General features: G+C 41.1%; 7 protein-coding genes. 1 reads left to right on the top strand and 6 read right to left on the bottom strand.

Going from position 1 to position 6570, the window contains the following annotated elements; translation table 11 throughout:
* Nucleotides 1–325 precede the first annotated feature (325 nt).
* The 6 genes from KSO91_RS09045 to KSO91_RS09020 form a co-directional block, all read right to left on the bottom strand.
* Nucleotides 326–1138, bottom strand: a complete 813-nt coding sequence (locus KSO91_RS09045; RefSeq protein ID WP_238742632.1) for a substrate-binding periplasmic protein — start codon at nucleotides 1136–1138, stop codon at nucleotides 326–328.
* A gap of 107 nt (nucleotides 1139–1245) precedes the next feature.
* Nucleotides 1246–2253, bottom strand: a complete 1008-nt coding sequence (gene ruvB / locus KSO91_RS09040) for a Holliday junction branch migration DNA helicase RuvB (protein WP_238742631.1) — start codon at nucleotides 2251–2253, stop codon at nucleotides 1246–1248.
* A gap of 2 nt (nucleotides 2254–2255) precedes the next feature.
* Nucleotides 2256–2867, bottom strand: a complete 612-nt coding sequence (ruvA, locus tag KSO91_RS09035; RefSeq protein WP_238742630.1) for a Holliday junction branch migration protein RuvA — start codon at nucleotides 2865–2867, stop codon at nucleotides 2256–2258.
* A 332-nt stretch (nucleotides 2868–3199) separates the two neighbouring features.
* Nucleotides 3200–4084 carry an EamA family transporter RarD gene (gene rarD, locus KSO91_RS09030; RefSeq protein WP_238742629.1) on the bottom strand — a complete coding sequence of 295 codons (885 nt, stop codon included), beginning with the start codon at nucleotides 4082–4084 and terminating at the stop codon, nucleotides 3200–3202.
* Between the two features lie 101 nt (nucleotides 4085–4185).
* A complete protein-coding gene (gene ruvC, locus KSO91_RS09025) occupies nucleotides 4186–4707 on the bottom strand; it encodes a crossover junction endodeoxyribonuclease RuvC (protein WP_238742628.1) in 522 nt (173 codons plus the stop codon).
* Nucleotides 4708–4786: 79 nt separating this feature from the next.
* Entirely contained in the window at nucleotides 4787–5749 is a 963-nt protein-coding gene (locus KSO91_RS09020) for a LysR family transcriptional regulator (RefSeq protein ID WP_275113952.1), read from the bottom strand.
* 142 nt (nucleotides 5750–5891) lie between these two features.
* Between KSO91_RS09020 and KSO91_RS09015 the strand changes: the two genes are divergently transcribed.
* Complete coding sequence (locus tag KSO91_RS09015) at nucleotides 5892–6527, top strand: carbonic anhydrase (protein ID WP_238742626.1); 636 nt, start codon at nucleotides 5892–5894, stop codon at nucleotides 6525–6527.
* Nucleotides 6528–6570 lie beyond the last annotated feature (43 nt).

Raw genomic sequence — 6570 nt, 5'->3', positions numbered from 1 at the left:
CGGCAATGTTAATTTTATGTTAAATAATAAATGCAATTCAATCAGTGCGTTAACAACTATTTAACGTAAATTAGTTGTGTCTAATATTTAATTACTTATACTTACAAAATTGACTTAGATCAAGCTTTTAATCTCACGCTGAACAAATGAATTTAACAAATAAGAGGGAGGTAAGCAGATGACAGAAAGCATAAATACTTATACCCCCGGATACCTAAAAATCTTTTATCAGGCGTTAGATAGGAGATCCGAATAAAGCACAGCATGAGGGCCTAGCAAACGTCCAGCAGGGCAAACAAAATTGCGAATTATAAATTGGACAGGATTACTTTTGCGATTCTAGCCATACTTGCATATATTTATCGAATAACCGCTCAAAGGTCTTAGAGTCCGATAACTGTTTCACCCTCCCGCCTAAGTATTTTCTAAGAGCCTGTGTATTGCACCCTGATTTTTTCGAGAAAGTGAAATATAAACCCTCTACTGATATTGGCGTTTTTAAGTAGCCTACGCTGTCTTTTAATCCAGAAACTTCAAGTATCGTTAGTCCTTGATAAAGCTCGTACAACACATAATCAAAGCGTTCGGCAATTAACATAGAAAAAGAGCGTTCTGCAGTCGCACTGCTAACAATATCTAAGTTTTTGGCTGCATATTGATCAAAATCTTGTCCAAAACTATTGTTTAATAAGGTACCACCACGTTTATGACCTAAATCATCCCATTTATTAAATTCAAACTCTTTACCTTTAACTACCCATACCACACTAGGAACATTAGTAAATGGCGGAAAAATGTAATCCATGTACTTTTGCCGCTGTTCGGTAATAAACGCGCCAGCTAGCATATCTATCTCACCGTATTTTGCTTCTTTTTGTGCTCTAGCCCACACACCTCGGTTACGCGCATCAACTTTAATTCCAGTACCCATTAATGACAGCTCTAATAGTTCAACCGCCACACCTATTAGTTTACCCGGATGATTCGGATCTCGCCAAAGAATGGGGGGGTATTCTGCATTACCAGTGACCACTAGACGAGTACAAGTTGAAAGGTCTGCATAAGCAGGAGTACTTGCACATAGAAAACTAAATATAAAGGCTAGGAGCTGTATTTTTAGCAAGGTTAATTTCTTCATAATAAGTCCATCTTTAAGCCCCCATAGATGTATCATAGCTTTCCTGCAGGCAATAACAAATGACAGCCTCTATTTCGCAAGCAACTAAACACAGGTTTTAAGGCCCTTTATAATAAAGGTTTATCAAAACCAAAGTGCAGATAAGTTCGATTGGTCGCGATCCGCCCTCTTGGTGTACGTTGTAAAAACCCCTGCTGAATAAGATACGGCTCTAGCACATCTTCAATCGTTTCCTTCTCTTCGCCAATGGCAGCCGCGAGATTATCTAAGCCGACAGGTCCTCCCTGAAAAGTATCCAAAATGGCCATCAGTAGTTTTCTATCCATATAATCAAAACCTTGATTATCCACTTCGAGCATATCCAATGCTTGTTTTGCCACCTCTTCATTAATAACGCTGGCTTTTTTTACTTGCGCGTAATCACGAACGCGTCGGAGTAACCGGTTGGCAATACGTGGTGTACCACGCGCACGCTTGGCGACTTCAATGGCACCTGATTTATCCATACTCAGCTCAAGGTGTATCGCACTACGTAAAACGATATGCGTTAAGGACTTAAGATCATAATACTCAAGGCGTTGTACAATACCAAAACGATCTCGCAGTGGCGAGGTCAAGGAGCCAGCACGCGTGGTCGCGCCGATGAGAGTGAAAGGTGGTAAGTCAAGTTTAATGGAGCGGGCGGCAGGTCCTTCACCAATCATAATATCGAGCTGGTAATCTTCCATCGCTGGATAGAGAATTTCTTCAACCATCGGGCTTAAACGATGTATCTCATCGATAAATAACACATCATTTTCTTCCAAATTAGTTAACAGTGCCGCTAAATCACCTGCTTTTTCTAAAATAGGACCTGACGTTGTTTTGATATTCACAGCAAGTTCGTTAGCAACTATATGCGCCAGCGTCGTTTTACCTAACCCGGGTGGACCAAAAATAAGTAGATGATCGAGTGCTTCTTTACGTTGGCTCGCCGCTTCAATAAAGATTTCCATCTGCGTATTAACTTGTGGCTGCCCTTTGTAATCAGCTAAAAGTTTAGGGCGAATGGCACGATCAATAAAGGTGTCATCGACTTTTAGCGTACCTGAAATAAGACGGTCTTCTTCAATCATTTTTATACCATGCTTTTAAGTGAACGGCGGATTAATAATTCGCAATCCATACCATCCTGATAAACTTGTTGAATAACTTTTTCAGCCACAGCAGGTTTATAGCCTAATGCCACCAGTGCACTTGTCGCTTCCTGTTTGGCATTATCCTTTATAACGCTATTCTCAAAAACTATTTTTTCCGATTCTGGAGTCAATAAATCTGAACCTACCCAGTTTTTAAGCCGATCTTTCATCTCCACCAGCAAGCGCTCAGCAGTCTTTTTGCCCACGCCCGGTAATTTAACTAATGCACTTAGCGCATCGTGATGAATACATTGCACAAACTGATTGGCGGACATACCCGATAAAATAGCAAGCGCCAACTTAGGGCCAACGCCATTAACTTTGATTAACTCACGGAACATGGCACGTTCATGCTTGTCTGCAAAACCATACAATAACTGCGCATCTTCACGCACCACAAAATGGGTATAGATAATCGCTTCCTGCCCAATCTCAGGCAAAGGGTAAAAAGAACTCATAGGTAATTGAATTTCATACCCGACACCAGACACTTCTAATAACACTTCAGGCGGCTGTTTCTCTAATAAAATACCACGTAGTCGACCAATCATTTGACACCTTCTTTAAGTCAGAAATGCTAAGGCAGATAAATCACTAGTCTCGTCACCTTGGCTAAAATAGAAGCGCTAAGCATAGAAAACAACTGAGTAAATATCCAGTGTTATTTTATTTTATAGGCAAACTACTTGGAGCTATAGCTTAAGAGGATAGTTATTCCCTTGCAAGTGTTGTAACGCAGAGCTAATACACAATTAACCTCCCGTAGACAAGCTGAAAAGCAACCATATCCTGCTTTATGAAGCCTTGAATCGGAGCACCTTTCAACTTGCTGATTCCTGCATATTAAAGCAGCTTAGGTATACAGCTTAATTAATCGCTTTAATCACAACCACGATCGAATCTTTGACTCAAAGACGAACAGCAATATGCCCGCCCAGATGAACAAAAAGGTAACCGTTTTAATTAAGCTCAATTGTTCGCCATAAAAAACCACCGCAAACATAAACAATAGAGAGGGCGCTACATACTGGAAAAAACCCAGTGTAGAAAGTTTTAACCGTAAGGCGGCTTGGCCAAAAAATATTAGGGGAAGTGCAGTAACAACGCCGGCAAACATCAACCAACCATTTAACGACCAACTGTTGCCTAGCATATTTGCGCTCTCTGTCTGTGCGACATAAAGCATATAATAAAGTGCCACAGGAAAAATCAGTAAGGTCTCAATAAACAGACCGGTGAGGGCTTCAATTTTAATTTTTTTACGTAGTAAACCGTAAAAAGCAAAACTCAGAGGTAATACCAATGACACCCACGGCAGTTCACCTAGCTGCTGCACTTGCACAAGTACCCCCATCAGGGCTAGCGATACAGCAATCCACTTAATACGACTTAATGATTCATTTAAAAAAACCACCCCTAACAGCACATTAATAATCGGATTGATAAAATAGCCTAAACTCGCATCTAACATCCGTCCATTATTAATGGCCCAAATAAATACTATCCAGTTGGTGCTAATTAGTAAGGAGGTCACAAACAAGAAAGCAAGCTTTTTAGGCGATTGGAAAACGCGCACGACCTTCTGCCAGCCACCAAGAAAAGAGAGAATAATAGCGGTCACAATAAGAGACCATATAACGCGATGCGCTAATATTTCATATACGGGAATAAAAGCCAAATACTTAAAGTAGATAGGCGCGAATCCCCATGTGAGGAAAGCACCAAGGGCATACAAGAATCCAATATGAGTTTCCGATAACGACTTCATTTAAACCTCAGAGAACAATAATAAAATAACAATAAGTAATAGCAAACCTTAGCTTAGAATGTTCAAAACGCGGCAGTACAACTTATCCCACACTGAGATAATTACCGGAAACGTCCGCGCACCGTTTTTTTGACTTGCCCGGACATTGCCACCAGCGACTGCGCTGTATGAGCGTGACAGATAGCCACCGCCAACCCGTCGGCAGCATCCGCTTGCGGGCGACCAGAAAGTTTTAAAAGATGCACCACCATCTGTTGCACCTGCTCTTTAGTGGCGCCTCCCATCCCCGAAACAGCTTGCTTTATTTGGCGAGCCGAATATTCGCAAACATAGAGATCAGCTTGTGTCGCCGCGACAATCGCAGCTCCGCGGGCCTGCCCTAGTTTTAACGCTGAATCTGGATTTTTAGCCATAAAAACTTGCTCGATGCCAAATTCTGTTGGCTGATACTGTTTAATAATTTCGCTAATACCATTAAAAATCATGTCTAACTTAGGCGCGAGTGTATCCCCTTTCGTGCGAATACAACCACTGGCAATATAGATGCAGCTACTGCCTTTTTGCTGGATAACCCCATACCCAGTGATGCGAGAACCGGGGTCAATACCGAGAATAATGCTCACTAAAAAAACCTCAGAGTAGGCCCCAAAAAGAAGCGCCTACTGTACTCTTTGCAGTTGATCAGTGCAAAATAATCAGTCGCTAAATTTTATTTATTGGCTTAATATTTTTCTTTACAAAATGACTTTCTAAAAAACGATTACACAATCCCGCCACATTTTCTTCTGGTGATAAAACAAAGTTAATAAATGCCTGAGTGATAGGCGATAAATGTTTACTCTCATGATGTACCAGATACCAGCTTTTAATCAGTGGAAACCCTTCAATATCAAGTTCGACTAAGCTAGTCGTAGCAAGCTCTAGCGTCACGCTATGGCGTGAAAGTGCTGATATGCCTAAACCCGCCATGACTGCTTGTTTGATCGTTTCACTGCTTCCTAACACCATATTAGGCTGCAGCGCCAACTTATGCTGTTGTAAAAAATCTTCTAACGCTTTGCGTGTGCCCGATCCCTTTTCCCTGAAAATAAATGCGTAGTGAGATAGTTCACTCAATTTAATATTTCTTTTACCTGCTAAAGGATGATCTGGGCTAGCAACAATAACAATCGGATTATCAACAAAAGGATGATAGGTTAATGCCATAGATTCAGGCACTAATCCCATAATCACCAGATCATCTTTATTGTCCTGCAGACGTTGAATCATCTGCTCTCGATTAACAATATCGAGGTCCAGATTCACATTTGGATAACGTTTATGAAAAGCACCCAACAGATGTGGCGTAAAGTATTTAGCACTGCTGACCGCCGCTAGATGAAAGCCCCCCTCGAGATCGCCTTTGAGTGCACTTAAGGTCATATCAATACTATCAAAACGAGCAAAAAGCTCATCACAAAAACACTTTAATTCTTGCCCGGCAGGTGTCAGAAATAGTTTTTTGCCTATTTTTTCAAATAAAGGGAGATCCAGATTGCTCTCTAGCTGTTTAAGTTGAATACTGACAGCAGGTTGAGTTAGCCCTAATAAGACGCTGGCTTTAGTGTAATTCATTGTCAAAGCCACTTGCCGGAAAACCTTTAACTGATGTAATGTTGCGCGCATAATACAACCATAAATAAATTTTATAGTTTCGATAATATATATTAATTTTAATTAATACAATTAATCAACTAGCATAATCTCAACTTATCGACAATAGTGATTAATACAGATCCACATAACAGTCGATTCGAAGGAGAACAGCATGGCAGCAACGGATAAGTTAATCGCGGGATATCAACGTTTTCGTGAAGGGTATTATCAACAAAATAAAGAACAGTTACTGAAATTGGCAGAGCAGGGGCAATCCCCGAAAATAGCGATTGTTTGCTGTTCCGATTCCCGAGTTGATCCGGCCATTATATTAGACTGTGATCAGGGCGATCTATTCGTGATTCGCAATGTAGCTAACTTAGTTCCACCATGCGAAAGCTCCGACAGTTTTCACGGTACAAGTGCGGCGTTAGAGTTTGCTGTCAATGAGCTGCAGGTTGAAAGTATTATTGTGCTCGGGCATACGCAATGTGGCGGCATAAAATCGCTAATGGACAGAGAACCGCAAGCGCTGCCAGAAACATTTATATCAAAATGGATGAAGCAGCTGGAGAATGTTCGCCACGAGATATTAGCGAACCAACAGGGTGTCGATAAAGAGCAACAATATAACCTCTGTGAGCAACAAGGGATAACCCAGTCATTGGCTAATTTAATGACCTTTCCATGTATACAAAAGCGTGTTGCTGTCGGGTCGCTACGACTGCATGGCTGGTATTACGATCTAAACAGTGCCGAGCTATTCGCCATGCAGGCTGATAGCGATCTATTTCAAAAAATAAGTTAATTCATGATTCACCTTGTTCACAGTAGATAGTGAACAAGGTGTT

It is taken from the genome of Psychromonas antarctica (assembly GCF_022267535.1).
GTDB classification, from domain to species: domain Bacteria; phylum Pseudomonadota; class Gammaproteobacteria; order Enterobacterales; family Psychromonadaceae; genus Psychromonas; species Psychromonas antarctica.
Note: the sequence above shows the minus strand (reverse complement) of the source record. Positions and strands in the feature narration are given on the sequence as shown.

What these genes read in the sequence shown, in the direction of transcription:
- KSO91_RS09045 (WP_238742632.1), bottom strand. Translation starts at nt 1,138, where the DNA reads ATGAAGAAATTAACCTTGCTAAAAATACAGCTCCTAGCCTTTATATTT.
- ruvB (WP_238742631.1), bottom strand. Translation starts at nt 2,253, where the DNA reads ATGATTGAAGAAGACCGTCTTATTTCAGGTACGCTAAAAGTCGATGAC.
- ruvA (WP_238742630.1), bottom strand. Translation starts at nt 2,867, where the DNA reads ATGATTGGTCGACTACGTGGTATTTTATTAGAGAAACAGCCGCCTGAA.
- rarD (WP_238742629.1), bottom strand. Translation starts at nt 4,084, where the DNA reads ATGAAGTCGTTATCGGAAACTCATATTGGATTCTTGTATGCCCTTGGT.
- KSO91_RS09020 (WP_275113952.1), bottom strand. Translation starts at nt 5,749, where the DNA reads ATGCGCGCAACATTACATCAGTTAAAGGTTTTCCGGCAAGTGGCTTTG.
- KSO91_RS09015 (WP_238742626.1), top strand. Translation starts at nt 5,892, where the DNA reads ATGGCAGCAACGGATAAGTTAATCGCGGGATATCAACGTTTTCGTGAA.